The following is a 20,446-nucleotide window of genomic DNA, read 5'->3' as shown; positions in this document are numbered from 1 at the left end:
GTGTCGGGCCCGGACACTAACCGATTCCGCGTGGGATCCATCACACCCCGCGGGAGCTCCCGGCTACCGGGCGGTGCGTGTGCTGCTGAGCAGTGCCTGCAGCAGGGACTCCTGGAGCCAGGTCAGGAAGTTGTACACCAGCGCCAGGTACGCCTCGACGTCCTCGGCGTCGGCGAAGTCGTCGATCCCGTGGAGGCGGGCGGCGTCCTCGTCCGTTTCGATCCCAAGCCGGTCCGCCAGCACCAGCCGGACGTCGTTGAAGGCCTGAGCCATCAGCCGCCCCTGCTCGGGGTTCAGGGTCACCGGGTTGTTTTCGATCAGCAGGGCGCTGCTGCGCAGCGCACCGATCTTCTGCTCCCGCAGGGAGCGCTCGGTGAGCCGGCGGAACTCGAGGGCCTCGGCGTCGTCGTCCCGCACCGCGTCGGGCAGCAGCCGCTGCAGCGCCGAATCCTCGGGCCGTGCCGCCTCGGCGTCGACGCCCACCATCGCGGCCAGCGGATCGGTGCTGGGGGCGGTGTCCGGTTCGAGCATGGTGATGATGTCGCTGAACAGGGTGCCCAGCAGGCGCACCTCACCGGGCTCGAAATGCCCGGTGATCCCGCGGCGGGTTGACTTGAAGGGTTTCGCCATGGGGCCCTACTCGCTTCCGGCTTTTTCGAAGGTGGCCCACAGTCCAAAGGAGTGCATGGCGACGGTGTCCCGCTCGGCCTTTTCCCTGCTGCCGGTGGCCACCGCCGACCTGCCCTGCTCGTGGACCTCGAGCATCAGCTTGCGCGCCTTTGACTCGCTGTAGCCGAAGTAGGTCTGGAAGACATAGCTGACATAGGTCATCAGGTTCACCGGGTCGTTCCACACCACAACGACCCAGGGCTGGTCAAGGCCGGCCTCGGAACGGGTCGAGGCCTCGTCCCGCACACGGGTATCGGTCGCAGTGCCAAGTGTCATGTACCTCATTCTAAGATGCGCCGCGGACCCGGGTGGCCCCGGTACTCACAAAGCGAACGCAGGGCTAATGTTTTGACTGTGACTTCTCCCAGCAGCGCTCCGGCGCCCCGGCAGCCCAACACCGCTCTGTTCACCGACCAGTACGAGCTCACGATGCTGCAGGCGGCCCTGCACTCGGGGGCGGCCCACCGCCGCTCGGTCTTCGAGGCCTTCGCCCGCCGCCTGCCCGACGGCCGGCGGTACGGCGTCACCGCCGGCACCGGGCGCCTCCTCGAAGCGCTCGCCGCGTTCCGGTTCGGTGACGACCAGCTCGGGTTCCTCTCCGACAATTCAATCGTCGATGACAAGACCCTGGACTGGCTCGCCGGCTTCTCCTTCACCGGCGACATCTTCGGCTACGCCGAGGGCGAGGCCTACTTCCCCAACTCCCCCATCCTGATCGTGGAGTCGACCTTCGCGGAGGCGTGCATCCTCGAGACCCTCGTGCTCTCGGTGCTCAACCACGACAGCGCCATCGCCTCGGCTGCCTCCCGCATGACCAGCGCCGCCGCGGGCAGGCCGTGCATCGAGATGGGCTCCCGGCGCACCCACGAGGAGTCGGCCGTGGCCGCCTCCCGGGCCGCGATCATCGGCGGCTTCGCCAGCACCTCCAACCTTGAGGCCGGGCGGCGATACGGGGTGCCGACCGTGGGCACTGCCGCCCACTCCTTCACCCTGCTCCACGACACCGAACGCCAGGCCTTCGAGGCGCAGGTCCAGGCCCTCGGCAGGGGCACCTCCCTCCTCGTCGACACCTACGACGTCGAGCAGGGGGTGCGCACCGCCGTCGAGGTGGCCGGCCCTGAACTGGGCGCGGTGCGGCTCGACTCGGGCGACCTGGTGACCCAGGCCCGGTGGGTGCGCGAACTGCTCGATGACCTGGGCAACACCAACACCCGGATCGTGGTGACCTCCGACCTCGACGAGTTCGCCATCGGCCTGCTGGCTTCGGCCCCGGTTGACGCCTACGGCGTCGGCACCTCGCTGGTGACCGGCTCGGGCGCCCCGACCGCAGGAATGGTCTACAAGCTCGTCAGCCGCGAGGACAACAACGGCACCTTCGTCTCCGTGGCCAAGGCCGCCAAGAACAAGGTCTCCGTGGGCGGCCGGAAGTACGCCCTGCGCCGGCTCGACGAGAACGGGACGGCCACCGCCGAGGTGGTGGGCATCTCCGCATCGCCCTCCGACGACGGAAACGACCGGCCCCTGCTGCAGCAGCTGGTCAAGGGCGGGGAGGTCCTTCCGGGCTGGACCGGGCCCGAGGGCGTCCAGCGGGCGGCACTGCGCCACTCAGAGTCCATCGCCGAGCTTCCGGAGTCGGTGCACCGGCTCCAGCGCGGCGAGCCTGCCATCCCCACCGAGTACGAGGAGACCCTCCCATGACGCGTGCACTGATCATCATCGACGTCCAGAACGACTTCTGCGAGGGGGGCTCCCTCGCGGTGCAGGGCGGCGCCGAGGTGGCGGCCGCCATCAGCGACCACGCCGACGCCCGCGCCGCCGACTACGATTACGTCGTCGCGACCCAGGACTGGCACATCGATCCGGGCCCCCATTTCTCCGAAACCCCCGACTTCATCGACTCCTGGCCCGTCCACTGCGTGGCCGACACCCGCGGGGCGGACTTCCATCCCGACCTCGACACCGAGAACGTCGACGCGGTGTTCCGGAAGGGACAGTTCGAGGCGGCCTACTCGGGCTTCGAGGGGGTCCTGGCCCCCGAGGACGAGGTTCCCACCGGGGAGCGCAAGCTCGGGGCGGCCCTGACCGAACCCGATGAGACGCCGCTGAGCCTGGACGACTGGCTGCGCGACCGGGACGTCGACGAGGTGGTGGTTACCGGTCTCGCCGCCGACTACTGCGTGCGCGCCACCGCCCTCGACGCCGTGGCCGCCGGCTACTCGGTGTCGGTGCTGACGGACCTGACGCGGGCCGTCCACGCCGAGAAGCTCGACGACACCTTCGACGAACTGGAAGCGGCAGGGGTCGAGGTCCAGCACTGAGCGCCATGCTCCGGCACCCTTGACTGAGCTCCGGCACCCCTTGACCGGGGTGCCGGAGCACACCGGGCTGGACTATTTCCGTCCGATGAACCAGTCCTGGAGCTTCTTCAGCCGGCGCTGCAGCTGCTCCTCGTTCGCCTGGGCCACCGCCGGGCCGCCGCAGGCCTTGCGCAGTTCGGTGTGCACCACGCCGTGGGGGGTGCCGGTCCGCGCCGACCAGGCCGAAACGTTCTTGGCGAGCTGCCCGCGCAGTTCCGTCAGCTGCCGGTGGTCGGGCACCGCGGGGTCGGCCGGTGCGGGTTCGGGGGCGCGTCCGCGCCGCGACTGCTGCTCCTGCTGGCGCTGGCGGAGCAGCTGCCCCACCTGGTCGGCGTCAAGGAGCCCCGGGATGCCCAGGAAGTCGAACTCCTCCTCGCTGCCCATCTCACCGCCGGTGCCGAACTCGCCGCCGTCGAAGAGCACGCGGTCGAAGGAGGCCTGGGATTCGAGGGCTTCGAACTTCTGCTTGGTGAGCGAATCGGAGGCCTTTTCCTCGCGGTTCGCCGCCTCCATCAGGCCCTCCTCGAGGGCGAAGCCGTCCTCCTCCCCCGTCGTGGGGCGGTCCAGGGCGTGGTCGCGCTCGGCCTCAAGCTGGTTGGCCAGGGCCATCAGGTTCGGGACCGAGGGCAGGAAGATCGACGCGGTTTCGCCGCGGCGCCGGGCACGCACGTACCGGCCGACGGCCTGGGCGAAGAAGAGCGGGGTCGCGGTGGAGGTGGCATAGACCCCGACCGCCAGGCGCGGCACGTCCACGCCCTCGGAGACCATGCGGACGGCGACCATCCAGCGCGTGGTGTCGGCGGAGAACTCCTCGATCTTCGAGGAGGCCTTTACGTCGTCGGAGAGGATGACCGTCGGGGATTCCCCGGTGATCTTCTTCAGCCGGCCGGCGTACGCGCGGGCGTCGTCGTGGTCGGTGGCGATGACGAGGCCGCCGGCGTCGGGCACCGTCCGCCGCACCTCGGTGAGGCGCTTGTCGGCCGCCGCCAGCACCGCGGGAATCCACTCCCCTGCCGGGTTCAGCGCGGTGCGCCAGGCCTGGGCGGTGATGTCCTTGGTGACCGCCGCCTCGCCGAGGGACGCCGCCATCTCGTCGCCGGTGCTGGTGCGCCAGCGCATCTGGCCCGAGTAGGCCATGAAGATCACCGGGCGCACCACGTGATCGCGGAGCGCCTGGCCGTACCCGTAGGTGTAGTCGGAACGCGACCGGCGGATGCCGTCGCCGTCCTCGACGTACTCGACGAATGGAATTGCCGCGGTGTCGGACCGGAAGGGCGTTCCGGTCAGGGCGAGCCGTCGGGTGGCCGGCTCGAAGGCCTCACGGATCCCGTCGCCCCAGGACAGGGCGTCGCCGCCGTGGTGGATCTCGTCGAGGATCACCAGGGTCTTCGCGGCTTCGGTCTTGGCCCGGTGCAGCATCGGCTTGCTGGCCACCTGGGCGTAGGTGACGGCGACGCCGATGAAGCCGTTGCCGTGGCGGCCGTCGGCGTTCTTGAAGTTCGGGTCGATGGCCAGGCCCACCCGCGCGGCGGCGTCGGCCCACTGGCGCTTGAGGTGGTCGGTCGGCGCCACCACGGTGACCCGGTTCACGATGCCCCGCTCGACGAGCTCGGTCGCGACCCGCAGGGCAAAGGTCGTCTTTCCCGCCCCGGGGGTCGCCACGGCGAGGAAATCCTGCGGCGAATCGGCGAAGTACTTCTCCAGGGCCTCGCTCTGCCACTGCCGGAGCTTGGGTGCCGCGCCCCACGCCGCTCGCTCCGGGTAGGCGGGCGGCAGGGCTGGGCCGGCCCCGAACAGGGTGTCACTACTCACGCCGGGACAGTACCTTCCATTGACTTCTTGGTGTCCTTCTTGGGGCCGGCCTTGGGTGCCTGTGCCCCTCTCAGACCGGAAACTATACCTGCTGCCGCGAACAGGCACAGAGCCAGCCAGATCGCAACAAACACCTCGACGCGCCCCGGCGCCGCAGGATCGCGCAGCAGGGCGAAGAGGGTGCCGGCTCCGGCCGTCCCGGCCACCCCGCCGAGCTGGTCGGCGATCTGCAGCGACGCCGAATTGCGCCCCTGTTCGGCCCTGGGTGAGAGCGACAGGACGAGGACCGAGGTGCTCGAAAGGGTCATCCCCATGGCCATGCCGGCGAAGGCCCAGATGAGGATCAGGACCGGCAGGGGCGCCTGGGCCCCCGAGGCGAGGGCGAAGCCGCCAAGGGTGAGCGAGAGCAGGGTCGAGCCGGCCACCAGCAGCCACTGGCGGCGGAAGCGCACGCGGGTCTGCAGGAAGGCCCCGGCGCTCCAGCCGAGCGCCCCGGCGCTCAGGGCCAGCCCGGCCGTGGCGGCGTCGACGCCGCGGGCGCTCACGAGCATCAGGGGGATGAACGCCTCGGCGCCGAAGAAGGCGACGTTCACGAGGCCGCGGGTGCCGATGATGCTCGGCAGGCCCCGGCCGAAACGCAGGGTCCCGCGCGGCAGCAGCCCCGGGAGGGTGATGAAGACCGCCGCGAGCCCGGCGGCGGCGAGGGCGGCAAGCAGGCCCGTCGCGGCGGCGCTGTTGCCGTCGGCCGCCAGGCGGATGACGGCCCACTGCACGGCGAACACTCCGCCCGACAGCCCAAGGCCCCGCAGGGCGCGGCGCCAGCCGGCGCCCCCGGTTCCGCCGGTGCCGGGGTCCGCCGGAGGGCCCAGGGAGCGGATCCGGGGAGCTACGACCAGCCCGGCCGCCGCGACCAGCGGGGCCACCCCGAGGAACACCCACCGCCAGTGCAGTTCCTCGGCCACCACCCCCGCCACGAAGGGCCCCACCAGCGAGGGCACCACCCAGGCGGCGGAGAGCCAGCCAAAGACCACGGGCTGCGCGCCGGCGGGGAACGCCCGGCCGATCACCACGTACACGGCGACGATCAGGAAGCCGCCGCCGAGCCCTGAGACCGCCCGTCCCGCCGTCACCACCCAGAACTCCGGCGCGGCCCCGGACAGGAGCAGGCCGGCGATCATCAGGGCCATGCCGACCCTCAGCGCGGGGCGCGGCCCCCGCCGGTCCGTCCAGGACCCCGCGAGGACCGTGCCCAGCAGGGAGGCGGTGAGGTACATCGAGAAGGCGAGCCCATAGCTGGCCTCGCCATCGAGCTCGTCCGCCACCGCGGGCATGGCGGTGGCCACGGCCATGGCCTCGAAGGCCGCACAGGTGATGATTGCGATCAGCCCGAAGGTCAGCGGGCGCAGGCGTGCCGCCATTGCGGATTCGGGCGCGGGGGTATCCGTCATGGCACCTTACGCGTCGTTGCTTCCCTCCCGCGCGGCGCAGGAGGTGGTGGGGGCCGGACACCGGCCGGGAGGCCTACTTCGGCGTGTCGTCCTTGCCGGGGCGCAGGCCGTTGTAGATTTCCTTGCACTCGGGGCAGACCGGGAACTTCTCAGGGTCGCGGCCCGGCGTCCAGACCTTGCCGCACAGGGCGATGACGGGCTCACCGCTGAGTGCCGACTCCATGATCTTTTCCTTGCGCACATAGTGCGCGAAGCGCTCACTGTCGCCCGGCTCCACCTCCTGGCGCTGTTCCTCCCGCTCGAGGGTGGCGGTCGAGCCGGCGCCGGGGCTCTCCAGAGGGTCGTTGGCAAAGGGGTCTGCGGGCATCGTCATGGAACCAGTCTACCGCCGGCCCCCTGCCGGTTAACTGGCCCGGCCGAACGATCCAGCCCGCTGGTACTGCGGCACCGGGGCGAGCTCATGCTTCAGGACGTGCGCCGCCCGAAGCCACCAGTGGGGGTCGCGCAGGGCGGCCCGGGCGATCAGGACGACGTCGGCCTTCCCCTCGCGGATGATGCCTTCCGCCTGCTCCGGGTCATCGATCAGGCCGACGGCGCCGGTGGGAAGCCCTGCCGCCCGCACCGTCTCGGCGAACTCCACCTGGTAGCCCGGACCGACGGGGATCCGCACATGCGCCACCGCTCCGCCGGAGGAGACATCGACGAAGTCGACCCCGTGCTCGGCCGCCTTCGCGGCGAGCCGCGCCGATGCGGCACCGTCAAGGCCCCCCTCGACCCAGTCGGAAGCGGAGATGCGAAGGAGCAGCGGCATCTCGGCCGGGATGTTCCTGCGGACCTCGTCGATGACCTCCAGCGTGAGGCGGAACCGGGCCTCTTCGGAGCCTCCCCAGCCGTCGGTGCGGGTGTTGACCAGCGGGGTCAGGAACTGGTGCAGCAGGTAGCCGTGGGCACCGTGGATCTCCACGGTGTCGAAGCCGGCCTCAACGGCACGGCGGGCACCCTGGCCGAAGTCACGGATCACCGCGAGGATGTCCTCCTCGGTCATCGCCCGCGGGGCGGCATACCCGTCGAAGGCATCATCGGTGGGGCCGAGTGTCTCCCAGCCGCCCTCTGCCTCGGGCACCGACCCGTGAAGCCTGCTGAAGGGCCAGTAGGTCGAGGCCTTCCGCCCGGCATGGGCCAGCTGGATCCCGGTGAGCGTGCCGGGCGTCCCCTGGGTGTGGATGAAGTCGGTGATGCGGCGCCAGGCAGCGACCTGCTCGGCGTTGTAGATGCCGGCATCGCGCGGGCTGATCCGTCCCTCGGGGCTGACCGCGGCGGCCTCGGTGATTATCATCGCCGCGCCGCCGGTCGCGAACTGGCCGAGGTGCACCAGATGCCAGTCCGTCGGGACCCCCGGGGCACCGACCGGATCGCAGGAGTACTGGCACATCGCGGCCACCCACCCCCGGTGGGGCACTGTCAGTGAGCGCAGGGTGATCGGGTCGAACAGGCCGGGGGTGGTGGTGCCGGAGGTCATGGAGTCCTAACGAAGTGGGTGCTGCGGAACGGCCGGCGAGGCGGCCTAGAAGAGCGCCCGGGCGAGGGCGGCCCGTGCCTTGGTGACGCGGGGGTCGGTGGGTCCGACGATCTCGAACAGTTCGAGGAGCCGTTTCCGGGCCGTTTCCTTGTCTTCACCGCCGCTGCGGGCGATGAAGGAGGTGACGCGTGCGAAGGCGTCCTCGACGTGTCCCCCGCTCAGGTCGAGGTCGGCCACGGCGAGCTGCGCCTCGACGTCGTCGGGCCGCTCGGCACCGGCGGTGCGGATAGCGGCAGCGTCGGCTCCTTCGAGGCGCTGCATGAGTTCGACCTGCGCGAGCCCGGCCTTCGCGTCGGCGTCGGCCGGCTGTTCGGCCAGCGCCCGGCGGTAGGCCGCGGCGGCTGCAGCGTAGTTCCCGGCCTCGATGGCGTCGAAGGCCTCCTGGTGCAGCGGCGGCAGTTCGGGTTCCGGCGCGGGCGCCGCGGCCGGCGCCTGTGCGCCGTCGTTGAGGGTGCCGGTGACGCCGTTGGCCTCGGCGACCTTGAGCAGTTCGTCGATGAAGGCGCGGATCTGCTCGGCCGGCAGCGCACCCTCGAACATGGGCACCGGCTGGCCCTTGACCACCGCCACGACCGTGGGCGCGGCCTGGGCCTGGAACGCCTGGGCGATCTGCGGCTGGGCCTGGAGGTCTGCCTTGGCCAGCAGGAACCGGCCGTCGAAGTCGATGGCCGCCGCCTCGAGGACGGCGCTGACCTGGGCGGACTGCTCACTCCAGGACGCACCGAGGTCGACGATCACCGGGACCGTGGCGGAGAGCTGGATCAGCTGCGGGAACGTCTGCTCGGTCACCTGGACGATGTACGGGCTGGCGGCGGCGGGCCGGTCCGCGGCCGGCCGGGCCGCCGCCTCCGCGCGGGCCTTGACAGCGGCAAGGTCGACGGCACCGTGAAGGTTCATTGACGGCGGCACGTTGCCGCGGCCGGCTGGTGTGGACAATGGCTTGCCTTTCGGATCGGGGGTTCGTGCACCGGGGTGCAGGGGGCGTCTACTTGAGCTTGGCGGCCAGCAGCTGCTGCGCGGCACCGATCACGCGGATCTTGTCCTTGCTGCCGGCCGGTGGTACGTACATCATCACGGCCTCACCGTAGTTGACGTCAATTCCTTTTTCGGTCTTTTCCCGGCCGGTGAGGGTCTCGTAAATCGTCCCGTTGAGGTCGATGGAATCGCCCCTGCCCTTGGGCACGCTCGAGTAGGTGTGCTTGAGGTATCCAAAGACAACGGCGCCGCCGTCCTCGGTGCCCAGCGCCCGGGTGTTCGGAGCCTGGGCGACGTGGCGGAAGGAGATGGTGGCCGCGGCGTTGTCACGATCGGCGACGACACCTGCCTGGAATCCGGTGATGGCGTCGGCGAAAGAGTTCGCCTCGAAGGTTCCCTTGTGCTTGCCCTTAGGCGAGGTCAGGAAGTCGGCGATCGCGGCCACCGCGGTCTGCGGTGCCATGGCGAGCCCTTCCTCGGCATCGGGCGCGAGTTCCTTCAGCGCTCCGTCGGCTGCGGAGGCCGGGAAGGTGGTGCCCGGAAGCATCTGGATGGCGGAGACCAGCTTGTAGTTGGTCCGCGGGTTGTCCTGGGTCAGCACCAGCGCCTGCGGAACGGGGTTCCCCTCGCCCTGGGTCAGGGCCACGACCGTGCGCGGCCACTCCCCGGCAGTGGGAATGACGCGGGTGAGCAACGGTGACCCGGCCACCGGCGCGGGGGCCGAGGCCTTCTTGTCCTTGGCGCGCACCGCGTATCCCGCGGTGCGCAGCTCGAGCGCCGCACCGCCTGCGCGGGGTTGGAGCAGCTTGGAGTCGGCCGCGGCGTCGGCCTCGGCCACCGTGGTCGCGACGGACTCAAGGATCCGCTCGAGCTGGGGTTCGAGCACGGCCGGAGCACCCGGCTTTGCCTTCCCGGCGCCGTCCGGGGCGGCCTTGTCCTTCTGCTGGACTGCCGGCTGCTGGACTGTCGGCTGCGCGGCGGCGGGGCCGGCAACGGCCGTTCCCGCCAGCAGTGCTGCGGCGGCCACGGCCACCGGATGGACCATGCGGCGCGCACGGACCCCGCGGTCCGCTCCGGCGCGTTGCTGCCGGAGGTAGGCCCGCGAACCCTCGGGCGCAGGGGTCGGGCGGCCGCGGCCGGATCCGGTGCTGCGCGGTGAGATGAAGAGCAGTGCGATCCCCAGCACCGCGAGCAGGGCGCCGGCGACGATCAGGGGCACGGCCAGCGGCGTCGAGGCGTCGTTCGGCTCGGTGATGGAGATGTCCGAGGGAGCCGCTGCGGTTCCGTCGGAGACGAGCAGGATGGAGAAGTCGCCCTCGGCCGGATTGATCCAGGAATGGGTCACCGAGCCCTCCGCCGTTTCCTCGCTCGTCCACAGGTCTGCGCCGCGGGGATCGGGCACGGTGGCCTCGCCCTCGGTGAATTCCGTCTTAAGCTCCTCGTCGCCGACGCCGGTGACCCGCAGGTGGGCGGCGTCGCCGACCCACGCGTCGACGTCCGCTGCCCTGCCCACGGCAAGGGTGAACGGACCGCCGCTCTTGACGGTGATATCGACGTCGCCGGCGTCGTCGTTCCGGGCCGCGGCGTCGATGACCGTCACCGGCCCGGCCTCCGCCCCGGCGGGCACGCTGAAGGTCACCGTCTCCGGTGGGGCCCAGAAGGTGCGCTGGCCGATGCCAATCAGCATCAGCAGCACGCCGGCAATAATGATCGGGACTGCAGTTTTCACGCGCACGCGGGTACCTATTCGTTGTCTTGTGGAGCGGACCTCCCGATCCGCGGCGCACCGCCGGCCGTCCGCGGGCACGCACGGGCCAGGCTGCACTTTCTCTCGATTAGTCTTCCCATGGTAACTAAGTTGCCCGTGGGGAACTGATTCGTGTGCACCGGCTCACTCCGGCCCGGCGGCGGCTTCCGCCGGGTGCGGGGCACCACGCCCGCCCGCCGTGCGCGGAAAGGCCTGTCTTACCGGGAGCCCGGCTGTAGTGTTTCGCTTGTGATTCAAAGTGGAATGCAGCACCAGTGAAAGCAGACCGCACCGTGACGAACAATGAGGAAGTGCCCGTCAACGAGCCGCTGCCGCGGCCCGACGGGGACCCCGCGGACCGCAACGGCGGCGGCGGCGGCGGCGGCGGAATCGACCCTGCCGAGCTCGGAGGCGACCCTGCCCTCGCCCAGGGCCGGATGGCGACGCTGTTCACCCGGCTGCGGCGGCCGATCCCCGGAGCCCAGCCGCGGCGGCGCTTCGAGTTCCCGCCCGAGGTGGAGCCGCTGGCCGTGCCCGTGGATCCCTCGGTCCAGCTCACCGACGAGCGGCTGAAGTTCGGCGGGCTGCCTCCCCGCTCGATGCGCCAGCACCCGATCCACTTCGGGTTCATGGCCAGCGTCGGGGTGGGCCTGGCGCTGCTGGCCTACTTCATGATCATGAACGTCGGGCAGTTGCTGCTGTGGATCGGCGCGGCCCTGTTCATCGCGCTGGGACTTGACCCGATCGTGAGGTGGCTCGACGAACGCGGGGTGCCGCGCCCCGCCGGCATCACCCTGTCCCTGACGCTCCTGGTAGGACTGGTGGTGGGGTTCTTCGCCACGCTGATCCCCACCATCGTGAACCAGACCTCCCAGATCATCGAGCGGGGCCCTGCCTACGCCCAGACCTTCCTGAACTCCGATTTCTTCCGCACCCTGGACCAGCAGTTCCAGGTCCGCGACCGGGCCACGGCGGAAATCAACAACTTCTTCGCCGAGGACGGCATCGTCAGCGGGATCTTCGGCGGCGTCCTGGGGGTGGGCACCGTCATCCTCAACGGCCTGTTCGGCACCCTGATCGTGCTGGTCCTGACCCTTTACTTCCTGGCCTCGCTCCCCTCGATGAAGAAATGGGCCTACCGGCTCGCACCCCGGTCGCGGCGGGCCCGTGTGCAGTCCCTGTCCGAGGAGATCACCCGCAGCGTGGGCATGTACGTGATCGGGCAGGCCTGCGTGGCCCTGCTCAACGGCGCGTTCGCCTTCATCGTCATGTCCCTCGTGGGCGTGCCGTTCTCGGTGCTGCTGGCCTTCGTCGTCGTCCTGCTGGCGTTCATCCCGCTGGTCGGGGCGCTTATCGCCGCCTGCTTCGTCAGCCTGGTGGCCCTGACCGTCGGGTGGCAGACCGCACTGCTGTTCGCCATCCCATACCTCGCCTACCTGCAGTTCGAGGCCTACTTCATCTCACCGCGCATCATGCAGCGGGCCGTGGCGGTGCCCGGCGCCGTCGCCGTCATCGCGGTGATCGCGGGAGGCAGCCTGCTCGGCGTGCTCGGCGCCCTCATCGCCATCCCCACCGCGGCGGCGATCATGCTGCTGCTCAAAGAGGTCTTCATCGCCCGGCAGGACCAGCAGTAGGGCCAACGGCCTGCGGTCAGGAGGCGGTGGCCGCCTCGCCCTCCCACTGGGTGGGCAGCGATGAGGCCTGCCCGGGAAGGACGACCTCGACGATCTCGTTCAGCGCCCGCGCGGCGTACTTCTCCCCCACCCACAGGTGCTTGGCACCGTCGACCGGGGTCACCACCGCCTGCGGGACGGCGGCGAAGCGTTCCTGCGCGGCCGGCGGGCGGAGGTAGTCGTCAAGCTCGGGGACCAGCACCGTCAGGGGCAGCCCCGAGGCGGCCCAGGTGTCCAGGTCGGCGTCGTCCGCGCGGTGGAGCGGCGGGGAGATCAGGACCGCGCCCTCGATGTGCTCGGCGACCGGGTCGGAGGCGCCGTACTTCAGGCACAGCTCGGTGCCGAAGGACCAGCCCACGAGCCAGATGTTCTTCAGGCCCTGATCGACCGCCCACCGGACCGCCGCCTCGACGTCCAGGCGTTCGGCGCCGCCGCCGTCGAAGGTTCCCTCGCTGCATCCCCGCGGTGAGCAGGTGCCGCGCGTGTTGAACCGCAGCACGGCGATCCCGGCGAGGGCCGGCAGCCGGAAGGAGGCCTTGCGGAACAGGTGGGAATCCATGAACCCGCCGTGGGTCGGCAGCGGGTGGAGCGTGACCAGGGTCGCCTTCGGCTCCCCGTCCAGGGGTGCGGCGAACTCGCCGACGAGCGTCAGGCCGTCGGCTGTCTTCAGCTCGATGTTCCGCCGGTCGGCGGGCAGCACCGTCGAGGCGCGGATGTCGATCGGTCCGGTGCTTGGGGTGAACTCGTAGTTCTGGGGATCACTGGCCATTTCCCCATTCTAGGTGCCCGCCGGCGGCCCGCAGTGCGCCGCCGGGGCGCCCTCAGTACCGGTAGCTGCGGGTGTTCCAGCAGTGCACATGCCAGTGCCTGCGGTCCGCCAGGGCCGACTCCGCCCCGAGCAGCGAATCCTCACGCCACACCACGAGATGGGCGACCCCGAGCGGAATCACCCGGTGGCACCCGGGGCAGGTGTACTCCTTGGCCGCGTTGCGCTCGGTGATCCGGCGCACCGACCATTCGCCGTCGGGGGCGCTCACGCGCAGCGGAAATCCGGCCCGTGCCCGCTCCAGGTCGAGCTCCGCCGGGACCGGCGCCGTGCCGCGGGAGTGCCCCTTGGTGCGGCGGGGACGGTTCGAGCGGGGCATGGTCCAAGTCTGCCCGAACTTCCGTCCGGGCCGAAACCCCGCCCGCGGCCCGGCCGGCGCGCCGCGGACGCACTCCCGGGCGGCCGGCCCGGTGACCGGCCGCCAAACGGTACAGTGAAGCGTGTGCGTCTAGTCATTGCCCGCTGCTCCGTCGATTACATCGGCCGCCTCCGCGCCCACCTGCCGCTGGCCACCCGCCTGCTGATGGTCAAGGCCGACGGCTCCGTCCTCGTCCACTCCGACGGCGGCTCCTACAAGCCGCTGAACTGGATGAGCCCGCCGGCCTCGCTGCGTGTCAGCACCCCCGACGAGGCCGATGCCGCCGAGGGAATCACCGAGGTGTGGACCGTCCAGCACGCCAAGAGCGATGACCGGCTGGTGATCAATATCCGCGAGCAGCTCCACGAGTCCTCGCACGACCTCGGCGTCGACCCGGGCCTGGTGAAGGACGGGGTCGAGGCGGACCTGCAGCGCCTGCTGGCCGAGCAGATCACGCTGCTCGGCGAGGGCTTCACCCTGATCCGGCGCGAATACATGACCGCGATCGGGCCGGTGGACATTCTGGCGCGCGACGGCTCGGGCGGCACCGTGGCCATCGAGCTGAAGCGGCGCGGCGACATCGACGGCGTGGAACAGCTCACGCGGTACCTTGAACTGCTCAACCGCGACCCCCTGATGTCGCCGGTGCGCGGTGTCTTCGCGGCCCAGCAGATCAAACCCCAGGCCCGCACCCTGGCCGCGGACCGCGGCATCGACTGCCTCACGCTCGACTACGACGCGATGCGCGGCGTCGACGATAAAGAGTCCCGCCTGTTTTAGCAGTACGTCCGGCTCCGGCACGGGGCCGTTCCGGCGCATAGAATCGGACCATGGCCAACCTGCAGGGCACGTCCAACCACCTTTCCGGGCGGATGGTGACCGATTCGGGCATCATCGAGGACGCCGTGCTCAGCTGGGAGGGTTCGCGCATCACCTACGCCGGCCCGGCTCGACCGGCCGACGGAGCAGGCACCCCGCCGCTGCCCGAGGGAGCGCTGATCCTCCCCGGGCTGGTCGACCTCCACTGCCACGGCGGCGGGGGCGGCGACTTCACCTCCGGCAGTGCCGAGGACATCCGCACGGCCGTCTCCTTCCAGCACCGCAGCGGAACGACGACGCTGCTCGCCAGCACGGGCGCCGCCCCGGCCGGGGACCTCCTGGAGGCGTTTCCGCTCCTGTCCACCGCGGCCGACGAGGGCCTGATCGCGGGGATCCATGCCGAAGGCCCGTTCCTGTCCCCCGCACGCGCGGGCATGCACGATCCGGCGCATCTTCAGAGCCCGGATGAGGGCCTGCTGACGGAACTGGCGGCCGCGGCGGGGGGCCACTTGATCTCCATGACGTACGCCCCGGAACTCGAGGGCACCGACACGCTCGTCTACGACCTGGTCACGCACGGGATCATTCCAGCCATCGGCCATACCGACTGCACCGCCGAACAGGCCTCTGCCGCCCTGGACCTGATCAATGAGGAGCTCGCCTCGACGGGATTTGACGGGTTCAGCGGCCGGCCCATGGCCACGCACCTGTTCAATGCGATGCCGGCCATCCACCACCGCTCCCCCGGGCCGGTGCCGCTGCTGCTTGAGCGGGCGCGCGCCGGGGAGATCGCCGTCGAACTGATCGCCGACAATGTGCACCTGCACGCCGACACCGCACGGATGGCCTTCACGCTCGCCGGACCGGCCAATATCTGCCTGGTCAGTGATTCGACGGCGGCCGCAGGGCGCGGCGAAGGGGTATTTTGGCTGGGCCGCAGCGAGATCACGGTGCAGAACGGCGTAGCCCGCAGGGGCGCGGCGGAGGCACCGGCCGGTGGCACCCGGACTCTGCTGGAGGTGGTGCGCTGCGCGGTGGAGGCCGGCGTGGGGCTGCACGACGCCGTGGTGTCGGCGTCGGCGGTCCCGGCTGGCGTGCTCGGGCTGGCCGATGAGCTGGGCAGCCTGCGCCCCGGGCTGCGCGCCGACGCGGTGATCGTGTCGGCCGGGCTCGACCTGCTGGGGGTCCTGAGGGCCGGGGTCTGGCTGAAACTGCCCTGACGGCAGGGGCTTACCTAGCGCCAGGTGCCGATGCCGATCACCGGACCGGCCTCAAGCCAGGAGGACAGGCCTGCATAGACCGGATACTTCATGGCCAGCTGCAGCTCGGAGCCCTCGTAGGCCAGGGTGACCACGATGCAGCCGGGCAGTACGCGGCCGACCTCCGCCTCGGTGGGCTGGCGCCACCCCTTGAGCTCGAGCGAGCTGCGCAGGTAGCGGTGGGGCGGCACGGGGCTGAGCGACATCAGCCGCAGCCATTCGAGATGGGTGTCCGTATAACGACAAACCCCCATCCGCCACCCCTTGTCGGGGAGGCGGATGGAGGCGTCGAAGGTACCGAGCGTCCGGCCCAGCTGGTAGCGGCGCAGCAGGAAGGCACCGACCAGCAGAACCAGCACGCCGAAGACGGCCGCAATGAGAATCAACAGCAGACTCAGACCGTCCATGGTGGTGGTGTCAGCGGTTTCCCGCGGACACCGAATCGCCGATCGTGGCGTTGTCGGCAACGATGACCACGCGGTCGCTGTCGACGGAGAAGAATCCGCTGTCGACCGCCACGACGATGCGTTCACCGCTCACCGGCTGGATGGCGAGTTCGCCTTCCCCGAGCAGGGCGAGCACCGGGGAGTGACCGGGAAGGATCCCGATCTCGCCCTCGCTGGTGCGCGCCTTGACCATGGTCGCCGGGCCGGACCACACGAAGTGGTCGGCCGCGACGATTTCGACTTCGAGCTCTGCAGAGGCCATGAGCTTTACTTTCCGGTCCGCTCTTGGATCTTCGCCCACTGGCGCTCGACGTCGTCGAGCCCTCCGATGTTGAAGAACGCCTGCTCGGCGATGTGGTCGAGGTCACCGTTGCAGATGGCGCTGAAGCCTTCGATGGTGTCCTTGATGCTCACGGTCGAGCCTTCAACGCCGGTGAACTGCTTGGCGGTGTAGGTGTTCTGCGAGAGGAACTGCTGGATGCGGCGCGCACGGGAGACGACGATCTTGTCCTCTTCGGACAGCTCGTCGACACCCAGGATCGCGATGATGTCCTGGAGTTCCTTGTTCTTCTGCAGGATCTGCTTGACCCGGACCGCGGTGTTGTAGTGGTCGTGGCCGATGTACTGCGGATCCAGGATGCGCGAGGTCGACGCGAGCGGGTCGATGGCCGGGTACAGTCCACGCGAAGCGATTTCGCGGGAAAGCTCGGTCGTCGCGTCGAGGTGCGCGAAGGTGGTTGCCGGCGCCGGGTCGGTGTAGTCGTCGGCGGGGACGTAGATCGCCTGCATCGAGGTGATCGAGTGGCCCTTCGTCGAGGTGATGCGCTCCTGCAGGAGGCCCATCTCGTCGGCGAGGTTCGGCTGGTAGCCCACGGCCGAAGGCATGCGGCCCAGCAGGGTCGACACCTCGGAACCGGCCTGGGTGAAGCGGAAGATGTTGTCGATGAAGAGCAGCACGTCCTGCTTCTGGACGTCACGGAAGTACTCGGCCATGGTCAGGGCCGACAGCGCGACGCGCAGGCGCGTTCCCGGCGGCTCGTCCATCTGGCCGAACACGAGCGCGGTGTCCTTGAGGACGCCCGCCTCTTCCATTTCGACCCAGAGGTCGTTGCCCTCGCGGGTACGCTCGCCCACACCGGCGAACACCGAGGTGCCGCCGAAGTTCCGGGCAACACGGGTGATCATTTCCTGGATCAGCACCGTCTTGCCGACGCCGGCGCCGCCGAACAGGCCGATCTTTCCACCCTTGATGTAGGGGGTCAGGAGGTCGATGCTCTTGATGCCCGTCTCGAGCATCTCGGTCGAGCCCTCGAGGGAGGCAAATGAAGGAGCCTTGCGGTGGATGGGCCAGCGCTCGGTGATCTCCAGGGCGGATTCCTCGACGTCGAGGGGCTTGCCCAGCACGTTGAAGATGTGGCCCTTGACGCCGTCGCCGACAGGCACGGAAATCGCCGAGCCGGTGTCCTGCACCACGGTGCCGCGGACGAGGCCGTCGGTCGCCTGGAGCGAGATCGCCCGGACCAGGTTGTCGCCGAGGTGCTGCGAGGTCTCGAAGGTGATCATGTGCGTCTCACCATTGAGGGTGATCTCGCAGGTCAGCGCGTTGTAGATTGCGGGGATCGCGTCAGCCGGAAACTCGACGTCGACAACCGGGCCAATGACACGTGCAATACGGCCGGTAGCTCCGGGGGCAACTGAGTCCGTACCGTGTTCAACAGTCTGGGCAGTCATCTCTCTCACTTCATTTACGTAGATGGCGTGGAACTAAGTTTATCTTGTGGATCAGGAGGCGCTGAGCGCGTCGGCGCCGGCAACGATCTCCGAAAGCTCCTGCGTGATCTCCGCCTGGCGGGCGGTGTTCCTCAGGCGCGTGTACTTCTTGATCAGTTCGGTGGCGTTGTCCCCCGCCGACTTCATCGCACGCTGACGGGCCGCGAGCTCGCTGGCGGCCGCCTGCAGCAGAGCCGCGAAGATCCGGGACTCGATGTACCGCGGCAGGAGTGCGTCAAGGACACGCTCCGGCTCCGGCTCATACTCGTAGAGCGGCAGCAGATCGGAAGCGTTCGAGGTCTCCTCTTCAACGACCTCGAGCGGAAGCAGCCGGATGACTGTCGGCTCCTGCGTCACCATTGAACGGAAGCGCATGTACACGACGTGGATCTCGTCGACACCGCCGTCCTCGTACGCGGTGATGAACTGCTCGACCAGCGTGGTGCCGATCTCACGGGCGGTGGCGAACTCCGGTGCGTCGGTGCCCCCGGTCCAGGACTTCTCGTAGGGACGGTGGCGGAAGTCGAAGTAGGCCTGCGCCTTGCGTCCGACGAGGAAGGCCTTCACTTCCTTGCCCTCGCTGCGGAGCATCTCAAGCAGGGATTCAGCCTGCTTGAGCACGCTCGCCGAGTACGAACCGGCGAGGCCGCGGTCCGAGGTCATCACCAGGACCGCCGCACGGCGCACCTCGGTGTGCTCGGTGGTCAGCGGGTGGTCGATCTCCGACTGCGACGCCACTGCGGAAACGGCACGGGTGATCGCATTGGCGTAGGGCAGCGACGCCGCGACGCGGGTGCGCGCCTTGCCGATGCGAGAAGTCGCGATCAGTTCCATCGCCTTGAAGATCTTCCGCATCGAGGTCGTTGAGGAGATCTTCTGGCGGTAGACCCGAATCTGGGCTCCCATACTTGTCCTTTCCTTCGCTCCCCGTCCGGGGAGCGACTAAGGCTCCAGGCGCCGGCCGCCGTCCCGCATTCCTGCGGGACGGCGGCCGGTGGCCCTTAGCGCTTCTGCTTGACGATCTTTTCCTGGTCCACTGCGTCCTCGGAAAGGGCGTCGTGCTTCTCGTTGGCCGTGAGGCTTTCGGGACCCTGGCCGAAGAAGCCCTGCTTGAAGGCCTCGACCTGGCTCTCAAGCTCCTGGACCGTCGAGTCCTCGAGCTTGTTCGTCTGGGCGAGGGTCGTCAGGACCGACGAGCGGTTCCGCAGGTGGTCAAGGAATTCGCTTTCGAACTTCCGGACGTCGCTGACGGGAACCTCGTCGAGGTGGCCGTTGGTGCCGGCCCAGATCGAGACAACCTGCTCCTCGACGGGCATCGGGGAGTACTGGCCCTGCTTCAGCAGTTCGGTCAGGCGCGAGCCGCGGGTCAGCTGCTGGCGCGAGGCCGCATCCAGGTCCGAGGCGAACATGGCGAAGGCCTGCATGTCGCGGTACTGCGCCAGGTCGAGCTTCAACGTGCCCGAGACCTTCTTCATGGACTTGACCTGGGCCGCACCACCGACGCGGGACACCGACACACCGACGTCGACCGCTGGACGCTGGTTGGCGTTGAAGAGGTCGGACTGGAGGAAGATCTGACCGTCGGTGATGGAGATGACGTTGGTCGGGATGTACGCCGAGACGTCGTTGGCCTTCGTCTCGATGAGCGGCAGACCCGTCATCGAGCCGGCGCCGAGCTCGTCGGAGAGCTTGGCACAACGCTCGAGCAGGCGGGAGTGCAGGTAGAACACGTCGCCCGGGTAGGCTTCGCGTCCCGGCGGGCGGCGCAGCAGCAGCGACACCGCACGGTAGGCCTCGGCCTGCTTGGACAGGTCGTCAAACACGATCAGGACGTGCTTGCCGCCGTACATCCAGTGCTGGCCGATGGCCGAACCTGCGTAGGGGGCGAGGTACTTGAAGCCGGCGGGGTCGGAGGCCGGGGAGGCCACGATCGTCGTGTACTCCAGGGCGCCCTTGTCCTCGAGGGTCTGGCGCACGGCGGCGATGGTCGAGGCCTTCTGGCCGATGGCGACGTAGATGCAGCGGACCTGCTTGTTCACGTCTCCGGAGGCCCAGTTGTCACGCTGGTTGATGATCGTGTCGATCGCGATCGCGGACTTGCCGGTCTGGCGGTCGCCGATGATCAGCTGGCGCTGGCCGCGGCCGATCGGGATCATCGCGTCGATGGCCTTCAGGCCGGTCTGCATCGGCTCGTGGACCGACTTGCGCATGGTGACGCCGGGGGCCTGGAGCTCGAGGGCACGGCGGCCCTCCGCAGCGATCTCGCCCAGCTCGTCGAGCGGCTGGCCGAGGGGGTCGACGACGCGGCCGAGGAAGGCGTCACCGACGGGAACCGAAAGGATCTCCCCGGTGCGGTGGACTTCCTGGCCCTCTTCGATGCCGCCGTAGTCGCCGAGGACGACCACGCCGATCTCGCGGGTATCAAGGTTCTGGGCCAGGCCCAGCGTGCCGTCCTGAAAACGCAGCAGCTCGTTCGCCATGACCGAAGGCAGACCCTCAACCTTGGCAATGCCGTCGCTTGCGGTGGTGACGCGGCCAACTTCGACGCGCTCCGCATTTCCGGGTTCGTAGGACGCCGCAAATTCGTTCAACGCATTACGGACATCTTCGGCGTTGATGGTCAATTCGGCCATCTGCAGTCCCTGCTCTCCTGTGTTGCGATCACCGCCGACGGCGGTGATCTGTGTGTAATTCAATATTGGATGTTG

Annotated in this window: 20 protein-coding genes; 5 read left to right on the top strand and 15 right to left on the bottom strand. The window is 69.4% G+C overall.

Annotation, left to right across the window (positions count from 1 at the left end; all coding sequences use genetic code 11):
• Positions 1-63 precede the first annotated feature (63 nt).
• Both I6N91_RS13720 and clpS read right to left on the bottom strand, forming a co-directional pair.
• Positions 64-630 carry a DUF2017 domain-containing protein gene (locus tag I6N91_RS13720; RefSeq protein WP_159618477.1) on the bottom strand — a complete coding sequence of 189 codons (567 nt, stop codon included), beginning with the start codon at positions 628-630 and terminating at the stop codon, positions 64-66.
• A gap of 6 nt (positions 631-636) precedes the next feature.
• Complete coding sequence (clpS, locus tag I6N91_RS13715; RefSeq protein WP_120165220.1) at positions 637-945, bottom strand: ATP-dependent Clp protease adapter ClpS; 309 nt, start codon at positions 943-945, stop codon at positions 637-639.
• A 78-nt stretch (positions 946-1,023) separates the two neighbouring features.
• Here clpS and I6N91_RS13710 point away from each other — a divergent pair, with 78 nt between their 5' ends.
• Complete coding sequence (locus I6N91_RS13710; RefSeq protein WP_374058952.1) at positions 1,024-2,367, top strand: nicotinate phosphoribosyltransferase; 1,344 nt, start codon at positions 1,024-1,026, stop codon at positions 2,365-2,367.
• Positions 2,364-2,987, top strand: a complete 624-nt coding sequence (locus tag I6N91_RS13705) for an isochorismatase family protein (protein WP_198813558.1) — start codon at positions 2,364-2,366, stop codon at positions 2,985-2,987. The genes I6N91_RS13710 and I6N91_RS13705 overlap by 4 nt, the downstream gene beginning before the upstream one ends.
• 72 nt (positions 2,988-3,059) lie before the next feature.
• Here the strand turns inward: I6N91_RS13705 and I6N91_RS13700 are convergent, their stop codons facing one another.
• The 6 genes from I6N91_RS13700 to I6N91_RS13675 all read right to left on the bottom strand — a co-directional run bounded on the left by I6N91_RS13700 (position 3,060) and on the right by I6N91_RS13675 (position 10,569).
• On the bottom strand, positions 3,060-4,838 hold the full coding sequence (locus I6N91_RS13700; RefSeq protein ID WP_198813557.1) for a DEAD/DEAH box helicase: 1,779 nt from the start codon (positions 4,836-4,838) through the stop codon (positions 3,060-3,062).
• Complete coding sequence (locus tag I6N91_RS13695) at positions 4,835-6,286, bottom strand: MFS transporter (RefSeq protein WP_198813555.1); 1,452 nt, start codon at positions 6,284-6,286, stop codon at positions 4,835-4,837. Before I6N91_RS13695 ends, I6N91_RS13700 begins: the two co-directional genes overlap by 4 nt.
• Before the next feature lie 73 nt (positions 6,287-6,359).
• Entirely contained in the window at positions 6,360-6,659 is a 300-nt protein-coding gene (locus I6N91_RS13690) for a DUF3039 domain-containing protein (RefSeq protein WP_198813553.1), read from the bottom strand.
• Between the two features lie 30 nt (positions 6,660-6,689).
• Positions 6,690-7,805 carry an NADH:flavin oxidoreductase/NADH oxidase gene (locus I6N91_RS13685; RefSeq protein WP_198813551.1) on the bottom strand — a complete coding sequence of 372 codons (1,116 nt, stop codon included), beginning with the start codon at positions 7,803-7,805 and terminating at the stop codon, positions 6,690-6,692.
• A gap of 45 nt (positions 7,806-7,850) precedes the next feature.
• Positions 7,851-8,801 (bottom strand): co-chaperone YbbN, encoded by a 951-nt coding sequence (locus I6N91_RS13680; protein WP_198813549.1) that lies wholly within the window; start codon positions 8,799-8,801, stop codon positions 7,851-7,853.
• 49 nt (positions 8,802-8,850) lie between these two features.
• Positions 8,851-10,569: a hypothetical protein gene (locus tag I6N91_RS13675; protein WP_198813547.1), complete on the bottom strand. Its 1,719-nt coding sequence runs from the start codon at positions 10,567-10,569 to the stop codon at positions 8,851-8,853.
• Positions 10,570-10,862: 293 nt separating this feature from the next.
• Between I6N91_RS13675 and I6N91_RS13670 the strand changes: the two genes are divergently transcribed.
• The gene (locus I6N91_RS13670) at positions 10,863-12,221 is read left to right on the top strand and encodes an AI-2E family transporter (protein ID WP_374058951.1); all 1,359 of its coding nucleotides are present in this window, start codon (positions 10,863-10,865) and stop codon (positions 12,219-12,221) included.
• Positions 12,222-12,237: 16 nt separating this feature from the next.
• Here the strand turns inward: I6N91_RS13670 and I6N91_RS13665 are convergent, their stop codons facing one another.
• Together I6N91_RS13665 and I6N91_RS13660 are read right to left on the bottom strand one after the other, a co-directional pair.
• Positions 12,238-13,029, bottom strand: coding sequence for an alpha/beta hydrolase (locus I6N91_RS13665; protein WP_198813545.1), 792 nt, complete (start codon positions 13,027-13,029; stop codon positions 12,238-12,240).
• A gap of 52 nt (positions 13,030-13,081) precedes the next feature.
• A complete protein-coding gene (locus tag I6N91_RS13660) occupies positions 13,082-13,405 on the bottom strand; it encodes a hypothetical protein (protein ID WP_198813544.1) in 324 nt (107 codons plus the stop codon).
• A gap of 123 nt (positions 13,406-13,528) precedes the next feature.
• Here I6N91_RS13660 and nucS point away from each other — a divergent pair, with 123 nt between their 5' ends.
• Positions 13,529-14,224 carry an endonuclease NucS gene (gene nucS / locus I6N91_RS13655; RefSeq protein WP_198813543.1) on the top strand — a complete coding sequence of 232 codons (696 nt, stop codon included), beginning with the start codon at positions 13,529-13,531 and terminating at the stop codon, positions 14,222-14,224.
• Positions 14,225-14,274: 50 nt separating this feature from the next.
• Positions 14,275-15,483: an N-acetylglucosamine-6-phosphate deacetylase gene (locus tag I6N91_RS13650; RefSeq protein WP_198813542.1), complete on the top strand. Its 1,209-nt coding sequence runs from the start codon at positions 14,275-14,277 to the stop codon at positions 15,481-15,483.
• A gap of 14 nt (positions 15,484-15,497) precedes the next feature.
• Here I6N91_RS13650 and I6N91_RS13645 read toward each other — a convergent pair whose 3' ends face one another.
• From I6N91_RS13645 to atpA, 5 genes are all read right to left on the bottom strand, one after another.
• Positions 15,498-15,929 carry a DUF2550 domain-containing protein gene (locus tag I6N91_RS13645; protein WP_120165207.1) on the bottom strand — a complete coding sequence of 144 codons (432 nt, stop codon included), beginning with the start codon at positions 15,927-15,929 and terminating at the stop codon, positions 15,498-15,500.
• Positions 15,930-15,939: 10 nt separating this feature from the next.
• Entirely contained in the window at positions 15,940-16,230 is a 291-nt protein-coding gene (locus I6N91_RS13640; RefSeq protein ID WP_198813541.1) for a F0F1 ATP synthase subunit epsilon, read from the bottom strand.
• Positions 16,231-16,235: 5 nt separating this feature from the next.
• A complete protein-coding gene (gene atpD / locus I6N91_RS13635) occupies positions 16,236-17,699 on the bottom strand; it encodes a F0F1 ATP synthase subunit beta (RefSeq protein ID WP_120165205.1) in 1,464 nt (487 codons plus the stop codon).
• 51 nt (positions 17,700-17,750) lie between these two features.
• Positions 17,751-18,644 (bottom strand): F0F1 ATP synthase subunit gamma, encoded by an 894-nt coding sequence (locus I6N91_RS13630; protein ID WP_198813540.1) that lies wholly within the window; start codon positions 18,642-18,644, stop codon positions 17,751-17,753.
• Between the two features lie 95 nt (positions 18,645-18,739).
• Entirely contained in the window at positions 18,740-20,371 is a 1,632-nt protein-coding gene (gene atpA / locus I6N91_RS13625; RefSeq protein ID WP_120165203.1) for a F0F1 ATP synthase subunit alpha, read from the bottom strand.
• Positions 20,372-20,446: the final 75 nt, after the last annotated feature.

Origin of the sequence: Arthrobacter sp. MSA 4-2, assembly GCF_016405885.1 — a bacterium.
Classification (GTDB): domain Bacteria; phylum Actinomycetota; class Actinomycetes; order Actinomycetales; family Micrococcaceae; genus Arthrobacter_D.
The sequence above is the reverse complement of the archived record's forward strand: the minus strand, read 5'-3'. Positions and strand labels throughout refer to the sequence as shown.